This window comes from Halopelagius longus, assembly GCF_900100875.1.
GTDB classification, from domain to species: domain Archaea; phylum Halobacteriota; class Halobacteria; order Halobacteriales; family Haloferacaceae; genus Halopelagius; species Halopelagius longus.
In genome coordinates this window covers 209580-225918 of sequence record NZ_FNKQ01000001.1, presented here as the reverse complement: position 1 = coordinate 225918, position 16339 = coordinate 209580, and the positions used below count along the sequence as shown (strand labels likewise).

The window sequence follows — 16339 nt, the reverse complement described above, 5'->3', positions numbered from 1 at the left end:
ATGGCGTCGGGAATGTATGGACTTATGGTCGTTCGCCACATCGCCACAGTCACATGGAGGTGTCATAGTGGCTACCGCCGAAGGGGCGAACCTCATCCCGATCGTCGCGGCCATCATCGGCATCGGAGTCGTATCGCAAGTGCTCTCCGACCGGTTTCAGGTCCCGAGCGTCGTCTTCTTGTTGTTCTCGGGAATCGTCCTCGGTCCGGAGGTACTGGGAGTCATCGGTCCGGACTCGTTCGGGAACGCCCTCTCGGCCATCGTCGGCCTCTCCGTCGCCATCATCGTCTTCGAGGGTGCCTTCCACCTCCGGGCGGACAAACTTCGCGAGGCGCCGTCGGCGACGATCGGCTTGGTGACCGTCGGCGCGGTGTTGTCGCTTCTGGGAACCGCCGCCGCGGTTCACTTCCTCCTCGAAGCCGCGTGGCCGATTTCGTTCCTCATCGGCGCGTTGCTCGTCGCCACGGGGCCGACGGTCATCACGCCGATTCTCGAAGTCGTCCCGGCGCGGGACCGAGTCGAGGCGGCGTTGGAGGCGGAGGGTATCGTCAACGACGTGACGGCCGCCATCCTCGCCGTCGTCATCTTCGAGGCCATCATCTCCGGCATCGGTACCGCACCGGAACTCCTGACGCTGTTCGCCGAACGCCTCGGTGTCGGCGTCATCGTCGGCGGACTCGTCACCGCGACCGTCTACTACGCGCTCCGGTACGTGGACCTCTCGCCGGGGAACGCCCCGCAGAACGCGCGACTGCTCGTTCTCGCCGGGGCACTCGTGGCCTACGGCGCCGCAGACACCATCGCGACCGAGTCCGGTATCGCCGCGGTGGCGACGGCCGGCATCCTCCTCGCCAACCTCGACGTACCGTACGAGGAGGACATCTCCGCGTTCAAAGGCGACATCACCCTCCTCGTGCTCTCGTTCGTCTTCATCGCCTTGGCTGCGCTCCTGCAGTTCGAGACGCTCATCGCACTCGGCGTGGGCGGACTCGGCGTCGTCGTCGCCGTCGCGCTCATCGTTCGACCGCTCGGCGTCTTCTTATCGACCGTCGGCGACCGGTTCAGCTTCCAAGAGCGGATGTTCATGAGTCTCGTCGGACCGCGCGGCATCATCCCCGCGTCCGTCGCGACGCTTTTCGCCATCCAACTCCGCGCGGAAGGGTTGACGGAGGCGGCCGACCTCCTCGTCGGCACCGTCTTCCTCGTCATCCTCGCTACGGTCGTCCTCGAAGGCGGATTCGCCCGCCGCATCGCAGAATACCTCGACATCATACCAATGCGTGTACTCGTCATCGGAGGCGGGAAGGTGGGCAGAGAGCTCGCCGCCCGTCTCGAAAACCGCGGAGAGAACGTAGTGCTCATCGACCAGAGTCAGGAAGCCGTCGAAATCGCCCGCAACGAGGGGTTCACCGTCCACAAAGGCGACGGCACCGACACGGACGTGCTCCGGTCGGCCGGAGCCGACAACAGTCGCATCGTCGTCGCCGCGACGGGCGACGACGACGTGAATCTGCTCGTCGCCCAGTTGGTCAACTCGAAGTTCGACCCCGAGACGGTTCTGGCGCGGGCGAACAACCCCGACAACGTGGACGCGTTCGAGGAACTCGGCGTTCGGACCATCTCCTCGGTGCTGGCCACCGCCCAAGCGATGGACAACTACATCGAGCGGCCGGCGATGATGGACTGGATGGGCGAAGTCGGTCACACCGGCGACATCCAAGAGGTCGAACTGACCGCCGAGGAGCACATCGGCCGCACCGTCCGCGAAGTCGGTCCGGAACTCCCCGGCGACTGCCTCATCGCGTTGGTCGCCAGAGACGGCGACACGCGCGTTCCGAACGCCGACTTCACGCTCCAGAAGGGCGACCGAATCACCGTCATGGGAGCCAACGAGTCGGTCCGCGAGGCGCTACAGTACGTCCACCCGGACGACTGACCCCGCGGCGGCCGTTCCGTTCACTCGTCGCCGCGGGAACGAACCGCCGCGGCGGCGGCGGCCGCACCCACTCCGAGGACGCCCGCGACGGCGTCGAAGCCGGGGATCGCCCCGCCCGACGACCCGCCCGCGGGCGTCGGCGTCTCGATGCTGCTCGCGCCGACTTCTTCGAGTCCGACGGTCACGAAATCGCTGGAGCACGACGTCTGGCTGTTGACGACGAACAGCTTTCCGGATTGGACGACCGTCCCCTGCTGGGTGACGGTGTAGAGGGTCGTCTGCTCGGACGGCATCTCGCCGGTCGTCTCGAATATCTCCGCGTCGAAGGCGGTCAGGTCCTCTTGGTTCTCGACGAACCCGCACTCGCCGACCCCCGAGAGGTCGGCCTCCCGGTCGTACCCGGTCACCTGTACGAACAGTCCCACGTAGTCCGACTGGTCGAACGTCGGGGCGTCGGTCGGCAGGGCGGCCTCCGTCGTCACCTCCTCTTCGGGTGCGCTCGTCCCCGACTCCTCGGTTGGCGTCTCGGTGGGGGCCTCCGTCTCCTCGGTGGGCGTCGCGGCGGGCGACTCCGTCTCCTCCTGTGCCGCCGCGCCGCCGACGAACGCCGGAAGCGAGGCGGCCGCCCCCGCGGTTGCGACGCCGGTCAAGAGTCGTCGGCGCGAGAGCACCCGAGAGTCCCATCCCGACTCCGCACCGTCCGCTGGACGTTCAGTGGTCACGGGGTGCGATTCGCCCGGAACGGCGAAAAGCGTCGTGGCCGCCGTCAGTCGTCGCTCGGAGGCTACTGACCGAACTCGGCGGGCGCGGTCTGCCACCGTTTACGAACTAAAAAGCGCCGGAATCCGGCTTCCCTCACCGACTGAACTCGATAGCCGCGCCCTGCCCGAACCCGACGCAGAGCGTGGCGAGTCCGCGCTCTTCGTCGCGCTTTATCATCTCGTGAATCAGCGTCACGGGGAGGCGCGCGCCGGACGCGCCGAGGGGGTGACCGAGGGCTATCGCGCCGCCGTTGACGTTGTACTGGGCGGCGTCGACGCCGAGTTCCTCGCGGGCGTAGACGGCCTGACTGGCGAACGCCTCGTTCAGTTCGACGAGGCCGTAGTCGGAGATGTCCCGACCGTTGCGTTCGAGGAGTCGCCGCGTCGCCGGCACCGGGCCGATTCCCATCACCGTCGGGTCCACGCCCGCGACGGCGTTCGTGCCGACTTCCGCGAGGACGTCTAACCCCTCTTCCTCGGCGAACTCCCGACTCGTGACGAGCACCGCCGCCGCGCCGTCGGTTATCTGCGAGGAGTTCCCCGCGGTGACGGTGCCGTCGCCGGTGAACGCGGGCGAGAGACTCGAAAGCGCCTCCAGGGAGGTGTCGTAGCGGATACCCTCGTCTTTCGTGACGACGCCGTCGTCCGTCTCGATGGGGACGATTTCGTCGTCGAAGCGACCCGACTCCGTCGCCTCCGCGGCGCGGTTGTGACTCCGCAGGGCGTACTCGTCCTGTTCCTCGCGGGAGACGCCCTCCTGTTCGGCCACCTTCTCGGCGGTCATCCCCATCTGGAGTTGGAAGACGTTGTACTTCTCCGACAGTTCGGGGTGGAGATGCTGGTAGGAGTCGCCGTCCATCGGGACGCGGCTCATGCTCTCGACGCCGCCCGCGATGATGCACTCGCGGTTGCCCGCCGCGATGGCGTCGGAGGCGGAGATGACGGCCTGCATCGAGGAGGCGCACCAGCGATTGATGCTCGTCGCCGGCGTCCCCTCGCCGAGTTCCGAGAGGAGGGCGATGACGCGCGCGACGTTGTTGTCCTGTTCGCCGCGTTGCTGGGCGACCCCCCACATGAGGTCGTTCACGTCGGCGCTCTGCAGGCCCGTCTCCTCCATGATGTGGTCGATGAGGGCGACGGAGAGGTCCTCGCTTCGCGTGTCCTCGAAGACGCCGCCGGCTTTGCCGAACGGCGTTCGGTACGCGGCCGCGATGACTGGCGTAGGCATACTCCCATTTCGAACGTCTGCGGCAATAAATGGGGTAGAACTCGAAGGATACCGCACGGAGTTTCACGTGCTCGCGGTTCCTTCTACGGGCACCCGAAAGCACTTGGCCCGCCGCCGGGAGCCTCGTCCGATGACCCTCCACCGCCGCCGGTTTCTCGGAAGCACGGCCACTCTGTGCTCGTTCGCCGGGTGCCTCGGCAGTGCCCAATCGGGGAACGACGGGCGTTCGACCGAAGGAACGCGTTCGGCCGCGGACGCGTCCCCCGCCCGATCGTCGTGCGAGGTGGCCGCGTCGTTGCCCGCCGCCGACGACGGACCGTCGTACCCGAAACACCCCGAATCGACCGCCGTTTCCGCCGCCGAGACGTTCGCGCTGAACTTCGAGGCGGCCTACCAGCGCAACGACGTTCTGTCTTCGAACGGCGACCCGACCTACCTCACCGTGAAGAGTCGTACCGTCGAACGGAGCGAATCGAGAGAGAACGGAGCCCTCGCCGCCGTTCGGCTCGATATGGGGTGCGGATTTCCGGAGGGCGACGAGGGCGGGACGGAAACCCCCGTGACGGTCCACGCGGACTACGCGGCGCACGCGACGTACTTCGTCGGCCCGACGCGGGCGGTTCGCGCCGAGAGAGAGGGGTCCGAACGCGCGGACCCGCGGACCGCCGCGAACGCGGACGTCGTCGCCTGCGCCGACCCGGAGACGCCGAGTTAGGCGTCCTCGGCGGCGAACAGTTCGGGTGCCACGTCGGCGGAGGCGTGCTGGCGGGCGTCGGACTCGTCGGCGTGTTCCGCCCCGGAAGGCTCTTCTCGCGTCATCGTCTCAGTCGTCCGCCGTTCCCGCCGCCTCACTCGCCGACGACGCTTCGTCGTCCTCGGCGAACGGGTACCACGCCTGCTTGGCGTCGTACATGTACGGGTCCTCGTAGTCCGTCTCCTCGGGTTCGGCGAGTTCCACGAGGGATTCGGTGCCGACCGACTCGACCCACTCGCGGAACGTCTGGCCCTCCTCGCGGTGGGCGGCGAACCCTTCGAGCAGGTTCCGTATCGCGCCGGGCGCCTCGTCGGCGGGGACGCGTTGGCGAATCCACTCGACGAAGGAGGGGTCCTCGCCGACGCCGCCGCCGACGCCGATGTCCAACGCCTCGACCATCTGGCCGTCCTTCCGGGCGCGCATGCCGAACAGACCGATGTCGGCGGTGTTGGCCTGCCCGCAGTCGGCGGTACAGCCCGAGTAGTGGATCTTGACGGGCCCCGCGTCGTCCGGCAGGTCCACGTTCGCGTCGAGCCACCTGAGCAGAAGCGCCATCCGCGCCTTCGTCTCGGTCAGCGCCAACGAGCAGAACTCCGTGCCGGTACACGCCACCGCGCCGCGGGTGAACGGGTTCGGCTCCGGTTTGTACGTCTCCAAGAGCGGTTCCGCGAGTAGGGCGTCGAGTTCGTCGTCGGGCACGTCCATCACGAGGGGGTTCTGCCGACGGGTGAGTCGAACCTCGCCGGAGCCGTACTCGTCCGCCAAGTCGGCGAGTTCGATGGCGTCCTCGGCGGGGATGCGCCCGACGGGGACGCTCAGACCGACGTAGTTCCGCCCGTCCTTCTGGTCGTGGACGCCGACGTGGTCGGCCTTCCCCGCCTCGGGCGGACGACCGGCGTTGTACGTGTACTCCTCGCGGATGTCCTCGCCCGCGCGTCGGAGTTCGAAGTCCACGTACTCCTCCTGAAGCAGTTCGCGGATGGTCTCGGGACCCTCTTCGTCCACGAAGAAGCGCGTCCGGTTCTTCGAGCGAACGTCCCGGTCGCCGTGGTCGTGGTACAGTTCCACGAAGCCGCGGACCACCTCGTAGGCCTCGTCTTCGTCCGCGACGAACACGTCGAGAGGGCGGGCGACGCGGGGTTCCCTGCCGCCGAGGCCGCCGCCGACGCGGACGTTGAAGCCGAGGACTTCCTCGCCCGCCACCTCCTTGCGCGCGGGTTCCAGTCCCACGTCGTTGATGCTGTCTTGGGCGCAGCCCTCGTGACAGCCCGTGACGCTGATGTTGAACTTCCGCGGCATGTTCGCGAGGGCGTCGTCGCCGCGGAGTTCCTCCTGGAAGCGGTCCAAGAGGGGCGTCGTGTCCACGAGTTCCTCGGCGTCCTTGCCGGCGACCGGACAGCCGACGATGTTGCGCATCGTGTCGCCGCCGGCCGAACGCGTCGAGACGCCCGCGGACTCCAGTTTCTCCCAGATGTCGGGGACGTCCGAGAGGCGAATCCAGTGCAGTTGGACCGACTGCCGCGTCGTCAGGTCGAGCCACCCGTTTCCGAACTCGGGGTTCGAGACGGGGCCTTTCGCGTAGTCGCGGGCCACCTCGGCTATCGCGCGGAGTTGGCCGGGTTTCAGGCGACCGTCCGCGTTCGTCAACCGCATCATGAAGTACCCTTCCTGCCCGGTGCGCTGGTGGAAGATGCCCCAGAACTTGAACCGGGTGAACCACTCTTCGCGTTCGTCCTCGGGGATGGACTCCCACCCCTCCGCGGCGAACTCCAGAATCTTCTCGCGGACGGCGTCGCCGTACAGTTCCTCCTTGAATTTCTCTTTCTTATGCGCCATCGCGAATCACCGACGGTTTCTCCGTCTTGCGTTGCGTCGTCTGGACGTTCATTCGTGGTCGTGCCTGTGGCAGCCACGCACATAGTATTAACCGTTGAAAAACCAAACATATGGCTAGATAATTCGACATTCCTCCTATTTATAACCAATTCAGTAGCGTATAAGGACGTATGATTCCAGTTTTTCTGCCTCGAAGTGTACATCCTCAACTGAAGGTAATGAAATATGATTAACAATTCTGCGCGGAGAGCGCGGAGTTCGACGTACCGAGGAGCGCATCGAAGAAGGGGGTCGGGGAGGACCGGCCCGTCACTCGCGCGCGACGGACCCGAGGTCGGCGCGCGTATCCACGTCTCGGAGGATAGCCGGCGCGCCGTGGGCGGCGGCGGTCGACTCCGAGACGAAGGCGGGCGAAAGCGCCTCGACGAGGCTCCGTAGGTCGTGTCGGCCGTCCCGGAGCGTCTCCGTGCAGGCCACCTCTCCGGCGCGGACGTGGACCGCCAACGGAAGCGGTTCGACGGCGCCGTCCCACCGCACCGCGGCGCCCGTCGACCCCTCTGCGCGGGCGGCGAGGTGAGCGAGAAACGCCGTCGTCAGCGCCGGCATGTCGCAGGGGACGACTACAGCGTACCGAGCGTCGGCGTGTCTGAGCGCCGTTCGCAGGCCGAACAGCGGACCGCGGTCCGCCATGGGGTCGGGCGCGAACGTCGTCGGGATCGAAACCGCCGCGAGGGCGTCGGCGAGGGCGTCGCGTTGGTCGTCCCGGCAGTTGACGACGAGGTGATCCGAGAGCGGTTCGACCGCGTCGGCGGCGCGGACGACCAACGGGACGCCGTCCACCGACGCGAGGGCCTTGTCGCCGCCGTCGAAGCGCGTGGAACGGCCGCCCGCGAGAATCACGCCGGCGGTCCCCACGTCGATTCGACGCGCGTCGGAGGCGTCAATCGTCTCCTCGGCCGTCATCGGTTCCGTCTCGGGGTCCGTCGGGACGCCGCGCCGCCGAGAGGGTACCTTCGGAACCGGCACGTCGTCGGGTACCTCACCGGCATCAGTCGCCCGCCTCCGCGGGGGAGGGCGCGCCTCGGTTCGCCTCCTGCGTCGGGTGGCGGAGGCGAACGGCGCACTGCTTGAAGTTCGGCTCCTTCGAGTGGGGGTCAACCGCGGGGACGGTGAGGCGGTTCGTCGCGGGGTGGTGGATGCTGCACCAGAGCATCCCCTCGGGGACCGTCTCGTCGGCCTCGACGACGCCCGCGACGGTCCCGCGCCGGGAGTCCACGAGCGTCGTCGGGCGGCCGTCGGCGTCGCCCCCGGCGCCGGCCGCCTCGTCCGGCGACGCGTCGAGTGCGTCCGCGTGGGCGTCTATCGTCGCCGGCGCGGCGCGGACTTCGAGGGGGCCGGGGTCGTCCACGTCCCGCGAACGAACGCCCGTGTTGTAGCCGTCCTCCTCGCGGGCGGTGGTGAGCACGAGGGGGTAGTCGTCGTCGGCCGGTTCGGGGAGGTCCGGCGCGTCGAACGCCACCGTCGAGACGCGCGCCGTCCCGGAGGGCGTCTCGAAGGACCACCCGTCGTCGGTCCGGTAGCGGTACCCGCCGGCGTCGTCGGGCGTCGGCGCGGGCCACCGAACCGCGCCCTCCGCCTCCAGTCTCTCGTAGGAGATGCCGGCGCAGTCGGCCTTCGTCCCGGCGGTGAGTTCCCGGAACTCGTCGAACACCGCCTCGGGTTCGACGGGCGGTTTCGGGAGCAGACCCGGCGAGACGCGGCGGGCCACGCCCGCGATTACGTCGAGGTCCGTCCGGACGCCGGTCGGGATGTCCGTCGCGGCGCGGACGCGCGATACGGTCCGCTCCATGTTCATCGTCGTCCCGCCCTGTTCGCCCCACGTCGCGGCAGGAAGCACCACGTCCGCAAGGTCGGTCGTCTCCGTCCGGAAGGCGTCCTGCGCGACGAGGAACGCGTCGTCGAGAACCGCCCGCGCCCGGTTCGCGTCGGGGAACCCGGCGGCGGGGTTGGTGGCGACGGTCCAGACGACCGAGGGGTCGGAGTCGAAGATGCCCACCGGACCGGGGCCGGCGTCGTCGGGGAGGCGTTCGACCGGAACGTCCCACGCGTCGGCGACGGTGCGCCGTTCCGCGGGGTCCTCGAAGTCGCGGTGACCCGGCCAGGTCCCCTTCGAGGAACAGACCCGCGTCCCCATGGAGTTGGCCTGTCCCGTCAGCGAGAACGGACCGGACCCGGGGCCGAGGTTGCCGGAGGCGAGACAGAGGTCCACGAGTGCACCCGCCGTCGCCGTCCCGCGAACGCTCTGGTTGACGCCCATGCCCCAGTAGACGAGCGTCCGGCGTTCGAGGGCCTCCGCGAGGAGGTCGACCGCGTCGAGTCCGACGCCCGCGGCGTCGGCGGCGGCCTCGACGGGCGGAAGCGACTCGCGGAGTTCGTCGAACCCCTCGACGTTCTCGGCGACGAACGCCTCGTCGACGCGGTCCGTCTCGACCAGTCGGGCGAGGACCGCCTTCGCGAGGGCCAAGTCGCCGCCCGGCGCGAGTTGGACGTGGTCGTCGGCGAACCCGACCGTCTTCGTCTCCACCGGGTCCACGACGACGAGTCGGCCGTCCGTGGCGGCGTCGGCTATCCACCGGAACAGCACGGGGTGGGCGACGGCGGGGTTCGCGCCCCAGACGACGTGAACGTCGGCCTCGGGGACGTCGTCGTACGTCGGCGGCGGCGCGTCGCTTCCGAACGCGTTGTAGTACGCCGTGACCGCACTCGCCATGCAGAGCGTCGTGTTCGCGTCGTACATCCGCGTCCCGAGACCGCCGCGGGCGAGTTTCCCGAGGGCGTACGCCGCCTCGTTCGTCTGCTGACCGCTTCCGAGCACCGCCACCTCGTCGGGGTCGGACTCGCGCGCCTCCCGGAGGCGCACCGCGGCGACGGAGAGGGCGTTCTCCCACGTCGTCGGGACGAGTTCGTCGTCGCGGCGGACGAGAGGGCGGGTCAACCAATCGCCGCCGGGGTTCGCGGACTCGTCGATTCCCCGCCCGCAGGCGAGTCCGCGGTTGACCGGATGGGCGGGGTCGCCGCGGACGGACTCGATACCGGTGCCGTCCTCCACCTCCCGGTGGACGTGCCCGCATCCGACCGCACACCGCATGCACGTGGTCGAAACCTGTCTCACCACGGGTACCACCCCGACGCCATATTACACGGTTTTGGCCTACACATCTGTTCGAACATGGACCGATTCACGATATAACGGGACGTATGCAGGTATAAATCGCTAATCTTTGAACAAATAAGTCGGTCGTGAAGTGTGGGGGAGTCACCCGCAGACCTTGGTGAGGTATTATCGGTATAAGGGGATTCGAGCCGGCGACGGCGGCGGGAGGAGCGGTGGCACGGGGGTCGCTCGCGTCTTCCCTTCGACGGTCTTAAGCGTTCGTGGCGGCAACTTCTTACGGATGAGTAATCGGGCTCTCGAGGTAGTCGAATTTCTCCTCACGGCTCATCTCTACACGGAAAACCGGGGGTTGGACGAGAACGACCTGCCGCCGCGGTACCGCCGAGTGTTCTGGGCGGAACCGGACGATGACGCCGACACTGATGAGAACGCCCCAATCGGTATCGAACGACCCCTCGTCGTTACCGAGAGTACGGCGAGGAAAGCAACCGGCGTCGAGCATCCGTGGGACGCCGTCTCCGACCTGCTGTTCACGCAGCGCGAGGAGTTCTCCGGGCGCATCTCGCTGACGCAACCCGAGATGGCGACCGAGTGGTTCTTAGACCGGGCCGAACGCGACCGGTTGGAGACGAACCCCACCATCGCGGCGACCGTCGAGGACCGCGGCGACGTGGACGTGACCCACGCCGAGGCGCGGGAGCACACCCGGCCGATTCAGGCCGACCGCGTCTGGATAGACAGCCTCCTCGACGAGTACTTCGACGAGGAGGAGGACGCGGAGATGCTCGACTTGGTGCAGGTCCGCGCGCCGGAGGAGATAGAGATGACCCTTCAGGACTTGGTCCTCACGCAGGACCAAGAGGGCGAGATACAGAAGCTGATGAAGGCAATCGAACACCGCGAGTACCTCGCGGAGATCGGCCTCCGCGAGATAGGGAAGATACTGTTCGTCGGGCCGCCGGGCACCGGGAAGACCACCGTCACCCGCGCTCTCGCCCACGAACTCGGGCTCCCGTTCGTCGAGGTGAAGCTCTCGATGATAACGAGCCAGTATCTCGGGGAGACGGCCAAGAACGTCGAGAAGACGTTCGAGGTGGCCAAGCGACTGTCGCCCTGTATCCTCTTCATCGACGAGTTCGACTCCGTGGCGAAGACCCGCCGGTCGGACGAGCACGCGGCGCTCAAGCGGGCGGTCAACACCTTGCTGAAGAGCATCGACGACATCTCGCTCATCCGCGACGAGGTCATCCTCATCGGCGCGACCAATCACCCGGACCAACTCGACTCCGCGGCGTGGCGTCGCTTCGACGAGATCGTGAACTTCCCGAAACCGGACCGCGACATGCGCGCGGACATCCTCCGCATCATCACCAGACGGATGGACGTCGCGGAGTTCGACCCCGAATCCGTCGCCGACCGGACGGAGGGCCTCACCGGCTCTGACCTCCGGATGGTGATGCGGGAAGCCGTCCTCGAAGCCCTCACCGAAGAGCGGATGTCGCTCACGCAGGAGGACATCTTGGACGCCGTCGAGGACTTCGAGGAGCGAGACAACCTGAAGAACATGGACATGATGTCCGACGGCGAGCAGTTGGTCGCGGGCGACGGCGGCGCTCACGACCACGACCACGACCACAGTCACGACCACGACTGAGGCGACGTGCGGTGGGGTTTCGCCCCTTTTCTCGACAAAGTACTTAGCAGGCGGTCGGGAACCGGCGAGCGATGCCCTCCACCAGACGCGCGTTCGTCGGCGGATTCGCCTGCCTCGGTAGCACCGTTCTCGGCGGGTGCCTCGGCGGCGCGCCGACCGCATCGAACCGCGGCGACGACGGGACGAACCGAGACGAACCGACGACCGACGGCGAACCGACGCCGGACCCGACGCCCGGCGAAGCCGACCCCGTCTCGGTCTCGAAGACCGTCGAAGACGTGGCGTACGTCCCCGAGAACGAGACGGTGCGGATAGTCGCCGCCTACCGCCACGCGAACCACGAGGCGGTGGTGAACGGGTCGGAACCGCCCGAACGCGAACCCGTCTACGAGGAGATACCGTGGGAGCGGTGGGCCGAGGCGGAGTGCGCCACCGTCGCTTCGAAGGCGGTGGCGGAGAGACTCGCCGACGAACTGGACGGGAACGGCGGCGCGTCCGTCGGCGTCACCGCCGGGGACGACGGACTTTTCGTCAGCGTCGAGTACGTCGTCACGTACGACCGCGACGGGGAGAAAGTGAGCGAGACGAACGCCGCCTTCGACCGACTGGTCGCCGCGACGCCGCGGGAGGTGACCGCGACGGTGACGCTCGACGGCCGGACGGCGACGCGAACCGTCCCGACGCGGGTTCGGTACTCCGAGCGACACTACGCGTGACGCGCCGACCGCCGAACCGAGACGCCTAATTGTCCGGCGGACGGTCGTACGTCCGTGAACCGCCGCCTCGCCACCGTCGGCCTGTTCGGGACGCTCGCGACCCTCTGGGGGTTCTCCTTTCTCGCCATCTCCGTCGGCCTCGAATCGCTCGAACCGGTGCTGTTCGCGGCGTTCCGCTACGACCTCGGGGCGGTGCTCCTGTTGGGCTACGCCCTCGCAAGCGGCGCGACGTGGCGGCCCGCGGACCGCGCGAACGTCGCGGCCGTCCTCGCGGGCGGCGTCTTCCTCGTCGGGATGAACGCCTTCCTGTTCGTCGGCCAGCAGACGGTTCCGAGCGGGGTGGCCGCCATCCTGCAGAGCCTCGTCCCCATCGCCACGTCGCTGTGGGCGTTGGGGCTCTTGCCGGAGGAACGCGTCTCGCCGGTCGGAGCGGTCGGCATCGCCCTCGGCTTCCTCGGCGTCGTCCTCATCGTCCGGCCGGACCCCGCGAACCTGCTCGGCGACAGAGTCGTCGGCCGACTGCTCATCCTCCTCCAAGTCGCCGGCGTCGCGTTGGGCGGCGTCCTCGTCCAACGGGCGCGCCCGACGCTGGACAACGCCGCGCTCTCGGGGTGGTCGATGCTCGTCGGCGGGGTGCTCCTCCACGCCGTCAGCGTCGGCCTCGGCGAGTCGTTCTCGCTCCCGGCAACCCTCCGAACGGGGGCCGCGGTGGCGTACCTCGGCGTCTTCGCCACCGCCGCCGCCTTCTCCATCTACTTCCACCTACTGGAGACGCAGGGCGCACTCGAAACGTCGCTGGTCGCCTACCTCGTGCCGGTGGTCGCGACAGTCGCCGGCGTGGCGATACTCGACGAGAACATCACGCCCGCGACGCTTTTGGGCTTTCTCGTCGTCTTCGCCGGGTTCGTCGTCCTCAAGCGCCGGGCGATAGCGGAGTTGGTCAGCGACACGGCGGTGGCCGTCGGGCGCGCGGGCGACTGACGCCGGCGAGGAACCCGACGACCGGGACGCATCGACTACGCTTATCAACCGGCAGGAACGTACCTCGTGGTGATGCGGGTCACTCTCCTCGGTACGGGCGATACGACGGGGACGCCGACCGTCGGGTGCGACTGCGACACCTGCCGGTCGGCGCGAGAACGCGGCGTCGAGCGCAGTCGCTTCTCCGTCCACGTCGAGAACGAGCGAACCGACGAGTCGTTGCTGGTGGATTTCAGCCCGGACTTCCGGCACCAGTTCCTGACGCAGGACGTTCCGCTCCCGGACGCGGGCGTCGTGACGCACGTCCACTTCGACCACGTGGACGGCCTCGGGAACGCCTACCGGGTCTTCGACGAGTTGCCCGTCCACGCGGCCGACGAGACGGACCCGCGGACGGGCGAGAGCGTCGCCGAGACGGTCGCAGACAAGTACGACTACCTCGAACAGGTCGGCGTCTACGGGCACGCGCCGTTCGAGTCGTTCCGCGTCTGCGGCCTCGACGTGACCCTCGTCCCCGTCGAACACCCGCCGCTTCTCTGTTACGGACTCGCAGTCGAAGACCCCGAGACGGGCGCGAAGCTCTCCGTATCGGGCGATACGAACTACGCCGTCCCCGAGGAGTCCCGCGAGGTGCTCCGCGACCCGGACCTCTTTCTCGCGGACGCCATCGTCCCGGCGTCGCTCTGCGAACACCACCCCCTCGGCGGGAAACACCACGACGAAAACGGCGTCCCGCGCACGTTCGGGACGAAGCACATGACCAGAGAGGGCGCGCTCTCCCTGGCCGACGACCTGAACGCCTCGGAGACCCGTCTCGTCCACACGGCGCACTTCTACCCGCCCGACGAGGCGTTCGAGGAACCCCTCGCCGTGGACGGCGAGGTGTACGACCTCTGAGCGCGTCGTCCCCGCGTCGCGGTCCGTCCGAGGATACTTCGCCGCGGAGCGACCCGATAGGGTATGCCGACCGTCTCCTCTGACCTCCGCTACGCCGTCGCGAGTGCCGTCGCCGGCGGCGTCGTCTTCGCCGCGTTCTCGTGGGCGGCGGAGGGAGAAATCGACTGGGCGGGCGGCGCGGCGTTCATGCTGGCGTTCGGACTCGTCGTCACCGTCGCACTCGTCTACTCGAACCGAGAGGAAGAGAAATAGCGTCAGGTGAACCGGTCGAGTCCGCTCTGTCTCCGGACGACGCCCGCCGGGTCTCGGACCCACGGCGTCCGGGTATCCCGGAGGGCGGCGACGTCCGCGTCGGGCGCGTCGCCGTCCTCGCGCGCCGGGCAGTCCGCGCCGCACTCCCGGGCGGGGTCGACGACGCGGCCGAAGTGCGAACAACGGGGTCGCCCGTCGGCCGTCGCGTCGGCGCGGGCGCAGGCCGGGAACTCGTACGTCCGCCAGCCCTTGCCGTAGGCGCGTTCCGCGAGTCGCCGGCGCGCGCGGGCCTTCTCCGCGGCGGAGACGACGGCCACGTCCGTCCGCAGGGGCCGTTCCTCGACGAGTTCGACGCCCGGACGGTCCGTCCGCAGGGGCGTCGGTTCCCGAACGACCGTCCGGTCGCCCGTCTCGGGGTCGAACCGCCAGACGCCCGCCTCCTCGGGCAGGCGGTTCAGGTGGGCGCGGGTGACGTAGCTCTCGGTGGCGAGGACGACGCGGTCGAAGAGGCCGAGACTCACGTCGGTCCGCAACTGGCGTTCGAGTGCGCCCGGCGCGTCCAAGTCGGGTTTGTTCTCGACGCCGACGAGTTCGGCGAACCACTCCTCGGGGTACCGCGTCGTCCGGCGCACGTACTCCCGCGCGCCGCGGCGTTCGCGCTCGAAGAATCCGCTCTCGACGGCGCGGTCCACCGCGGTTCGGGCCGCCTCGCGGGAACAGTCGAAGGCGTCGCGCCAGTACACCGCCTCCCCGACGCCCACGTCGCTCTCGATTGCGCGCGTCGGGATGGTGTCTGCGGTGATGGCCGTTCGCTCGTCGAACCGCGGGCCCGGGACGACGGCGCAGATATCGACGATGCGGCGGCCGGGAGCGACGACTGCCGCGCCGAGTTGCCGGGCGGGGAGCCACTCGGTTTCGGCTTCGAGGTGGGCGCACAACGCGAGTTCGAACGCGAACTCTCGCGTCCGGTCGTCCGAGGCGGGCACGGGGGACCCTCCGGGCGGCGCGGACAAAAGCACCTCGCCGGGCGACGAGAGACGGGAGAGAACGACGGGGCGACGACGAGAGACGGCGGAGAGCCGACGCGTCCGGCGTCCGATAGTCGCTCTTCGGCCGAAAGACCGAGGCGTCGGCCGAGTCGGGTTGCAATCGCGCGATACCTGTTGGATATCAGAAGATAACTACTTTTGTGAATACGCCCCACCCACGACGACGGATGCACCCCGGAAACGAACGAAATGAGACTGACGGAAGCGGGAACGAGGGACGAGAGGGATGGAGCAGACGGGCGTACCTCGGCGTCGCGGCCGCCGCGGGCGCGTCCGCGCTCGCCGGCTGTAGCGGGCAGGGGTCGACGGTGAGCGCCGCGCGGCGGCCGCCGAAGGTCCCCGAGGGGCGACTCGACGAGGGCGGGTGGGAGCAGACGGACGACGTGACGGACGACCCGGCGTTCGAGCAGTCCGTCGGGCCGATGACGCTCACCGCCGCCACGCGGACGCTCCTCTACGAGGACACGGCGCTCCGAGAGCGGATAGCCGAGCAGACGCTTGGCCGGGCGGACGCGCAACTGGCGACGTTCTTCGCCACGCGGGCGACGTTCGACCCCGACATCACGAGTCTCCCGGCGGGCGCGGGCCGCCAACAGCTCCTCGACAGGGTCGAATCGCAGTCCCAGCAGGCGTTCCAGTCGCGCCTGAAACAGGCGGGCCTCACGGACGTGACGAAGACCAGCGAGGAGACGATGCAGGTGGCGTCGGGCGCGGAGGCGCGCCTGACTAACTTCGAGGCGACGTACGCGTTCGACGGCTTCTCGGTCGACTTGGGCGACCGGAAGATAGCCATCGAGGGCGGAGAGATAACCGTCGCCGGACACCTCGCGGCGTGGATAGGCGACGGCTCCGTGCTCGTGACGGGCGGGGCCTACCCCGACGAGAACTTCGAGCGGGAGGTGACGAAGTCGCCCTCGGAGGCGATATCGCTCACCGTGGACGTGGACCTCGGCCTCGAACCGGAGACGTACCGCGACGAACTGTTCGGGCTGATGAAGCGGGTTCGGTAGTCGCGGCGTCGAGGGCGCACGACGGCGCGTCGAGGAGGGCGCGGCGCTTCGCAGACGGAACGCTCGGAGGACGGGCACTCGCTTTTTCCC

General features: G+C 68.6%; 14 protein-coding genes. 8 read left to right on the top strand and 6 right to left on the bottom strand.

Features of this window, described 5'->3' with window-relative positions; translation table 11 throughout:
• Positions 1-67 precede the first annotated feature (67 nt).
• Positions 68-1936, top strand: a complete 1869-nt coding sequence (locus BLS11_RS01115) for a cation:proton antiporter domain-containing protein (protein WP_092531677.1) — start codon at positions 68-70, stop codon at positions 1934-1936.
• Positions 1937-1956: 20 nt separating this feature from the next.
• Here BLS11_RS01115 and BLS11_RS01110 read toward each other — a convergent pair whose 3' ends face one another.
• On the bottom strand, positions 1957-2658 hold the full coding sequence (locus BLS11_RS01110) for a hypothetical protein (RefSeq protein ID WP_139172749.1): 702 nt from the start codon (positions 2656-2658) through the stop codon (positions 1957-1959).
• A 133-nt stretch (positions 2659-2791) separates the two neighbouring features.
• A complete protein-coding gene (locus BLS11_RS01105) occupies positions 2792-3925 on the bottom strand; it encodes a thiolase family protein (RefSeq protein ID WP_092531671.1) in 1134 nt (377 codons plus the stop codon).
• 283 nt (positions 3926-4208) lie between these two features.
• Here BLS11_RS01105 and BLS11_RS01100 point away from each other — a divergent pair, with 283 nt between their 5' ends.
• Positions 4209-4640, top strand: a complete 432-nt coding sequence (locus BLS11_RS01100; RefSeq protein ID WP_139172748.1) for a hypothetical protein — start codon at positions 4209-4211, stop codon at positions 4638-4640.
• A 108-nt stretch (positions 4641-4748) separates the two neighbouring features.
• Here the strand turns inward: BLS11_RS01100 and BLS11_RS01095 are convergent, their stop codons facing one another.
• The 3 genes from BLS11_RS01095 to nasA all read right to left on the bottom strand — a co-directional run bounded on the left by BLS11_RS01095 (position 4749) and on the right by nasA (position 9690).
• Positions 4749-6515, bottom strand: coding sequence for a nitrite/sulfite reductase (locus BLS11_RS01095; RefSeq protein WP_092531665.1), 1767 nt, complete (start codon positions 6513-6515; stop codon positions 4749-4751).
• A 309-nt stretch (positions 6516-6824) separates the two neighbouring features.
• Positions 6825-7541: a molybdenum cofactor guanylyltransferase gene (locus BLS11_RS01090; protein ID WP_092531662.1), complete on the bottom strand. Its 717-nt coding sequence runs from the start codon at positions 7539-7541 to the stop codon at positions 6825-6827.
• 22 nt (positions 7542-7563) lie between these two features.
• Positions 7564-9690 (bottom strand): assimilatory nitrate reductase NasA, encoded by a 2127-nt coding sequence (nasA, locus tag BLS11_RS01085; protein ID WP_092531659.1) that lies wholly within the window; start codon positions 9688-9690, stop codon positions 7564-7566.
• Between the two features lie 280 nt (positions 9691-9970).
• Here nasA and BLS11_RS01080 point away from each other — a divergent pair, with 280 nt between their 5' ends.
• The 5 genes from BLS11_RS01080 (at position 9971) to BLS11_RS01060 (ending at position 14190) form a co-directional block, all read left to right on the top strand.
• Positions 9971-11344 carry an ATP-binding protein gene (locus tag BLS11_RS01080; protein WP_092531655.1) on the top strand — a complete coding sequence of 458 codons (1374 nt, stop codon included), beginning with the start codon at positions 9971-9973 and terminating at the stop codon, positions 11342-11344.
• A 71-nt stretch (positions 11345-11415) separates the two neighbouring features.
• Positions 11416-12060: a hypothetical protein gene (locus BLS11_RS01075; RefSeq protein ID WP_092531652.1), complete on the top strand. Its 645-nt coding sequence runs from the start codon at positions 11416-11418 to the stop codon at positions 12058-12060.
• Positions 12061-12114: 54 nt separating this feature from the next.
• On the top strand, positions 12115-13041 hold the full coding sequence (locus BLS11_RS01070; protein ID WP_092531649.1) for a DMT family transporter: 927 nt from the start codon (positions 12115-12117) through the stop codon (positions 13039-13041).
• A 72-nt stretch (positions 13042-13113) separates the two neighbouring features.
• Complete coding sequence (locus BLS11_RS01065) at positions 13114-13938, top strand: MBL fold metallo-hydrolase (RefSeq protein ID WP_092531646.1); 825 nt, start codon at positions 13114-13116, stop codon at positions 13936-13938.
• 63 nt (positions 13939-14001) lie between these two features.
• Positions 14002-14190 carry a hypothetical protein gene (locus BLS11_RS01060; RefSeq protein WP_092531643.1) on the top strand — a complete coding sequence of 63 codons (189 nt, stop codon included), beginning with the start codon at positions 14002-14004 and terminating at the stop codon, positions 14188-14190.
• 2 nt (positions 14191-14192) lie between these two features.
• Here BLS11_RS01060 and BLS11_RS01055 read toward each other — a convergent pair whose 3' ends face one another.
• Positions 14193-15176, bottom strand: coding sequence for a DUF5787 family protein (locus BLS11_RS01055; protein WP_092531640.1), 984 nt, complete (start codon positions 15174-15176; stop codon positions 14193-14195).
• 230 nt (positions 15177-15406) lie between these two features.
• Here BLS11_RS01055 and BLS11_RS01050 point away from each other — a divergent pair, with 230 nt between their 5' ends.
• Positions 15407-16249, top strand: coding sequence for a DUF6517 family protein (locus tag BLS11_RS01050; protein WP_092531637.1), 843 nt, complete (start codon positions 15407-15409; stop codon positions 16247-16249).
• The last annotated feature ends 90 nt before the right edge of the window (positions 16250-16339 follow it).

What these genes read in the sequence shown, in the direction of transcription:
- BLS11_RS01065 (WP_092531646.1), top strand. Translation starts at nt 13,114, where the DNA reads ATGCGGGTCACTCTCCTCGGTACGGGCGATACGACGGGGACGCCGACC.
- BLS11_RS01105 (WP_092531671.1), bottom strand. Translation starts at nt 3,925, where the DNA reads ATGCCTACGCCAGTCATCGCGGCCGCGTACCGAACGCCGTTCGGCAAA.
- BLS11_RS01095 (WP_092531665.1), bottom strand. Translation starts at nt 6,515, where the DNA reads ATGGCGCATAAGAAAGAGAAATTCAAGGAGGAACTGTACGGCGACGCC.
- BLS11_RS01075 (WP_092531652.1), top strand. Translation starts at nt 11,416, where the DNA reads ATGCCCTCCACCAGACGCGCGTTCGTCGGCGGATTCGCCTGCCTCGGT.
- BLS11_RS01050 (WP_092531637.1), top strand. Translation starts at nt 15,407, where the DNA reads ATGCACCCCGGAAACGAACGAAATGAGACTGACGGAAGCGGGAACGAG.
- BLS11_RS01060 (WP_092531643.1), top strand. Translation starts at nt 14,002, where the DNA reads ATGCCGACCGTCTCCTCTGACCTCCGCTACGCCGTCGCGAGTGCCGTC.
- BLS11_RS01080 (WP_092531655.1), top strand. Translation starts at nt 9,971, where the DNA reads ATGAGTAATCGGGCTCTCGAGGTAGTCGAATTTCTCCTCACGGCTCAT.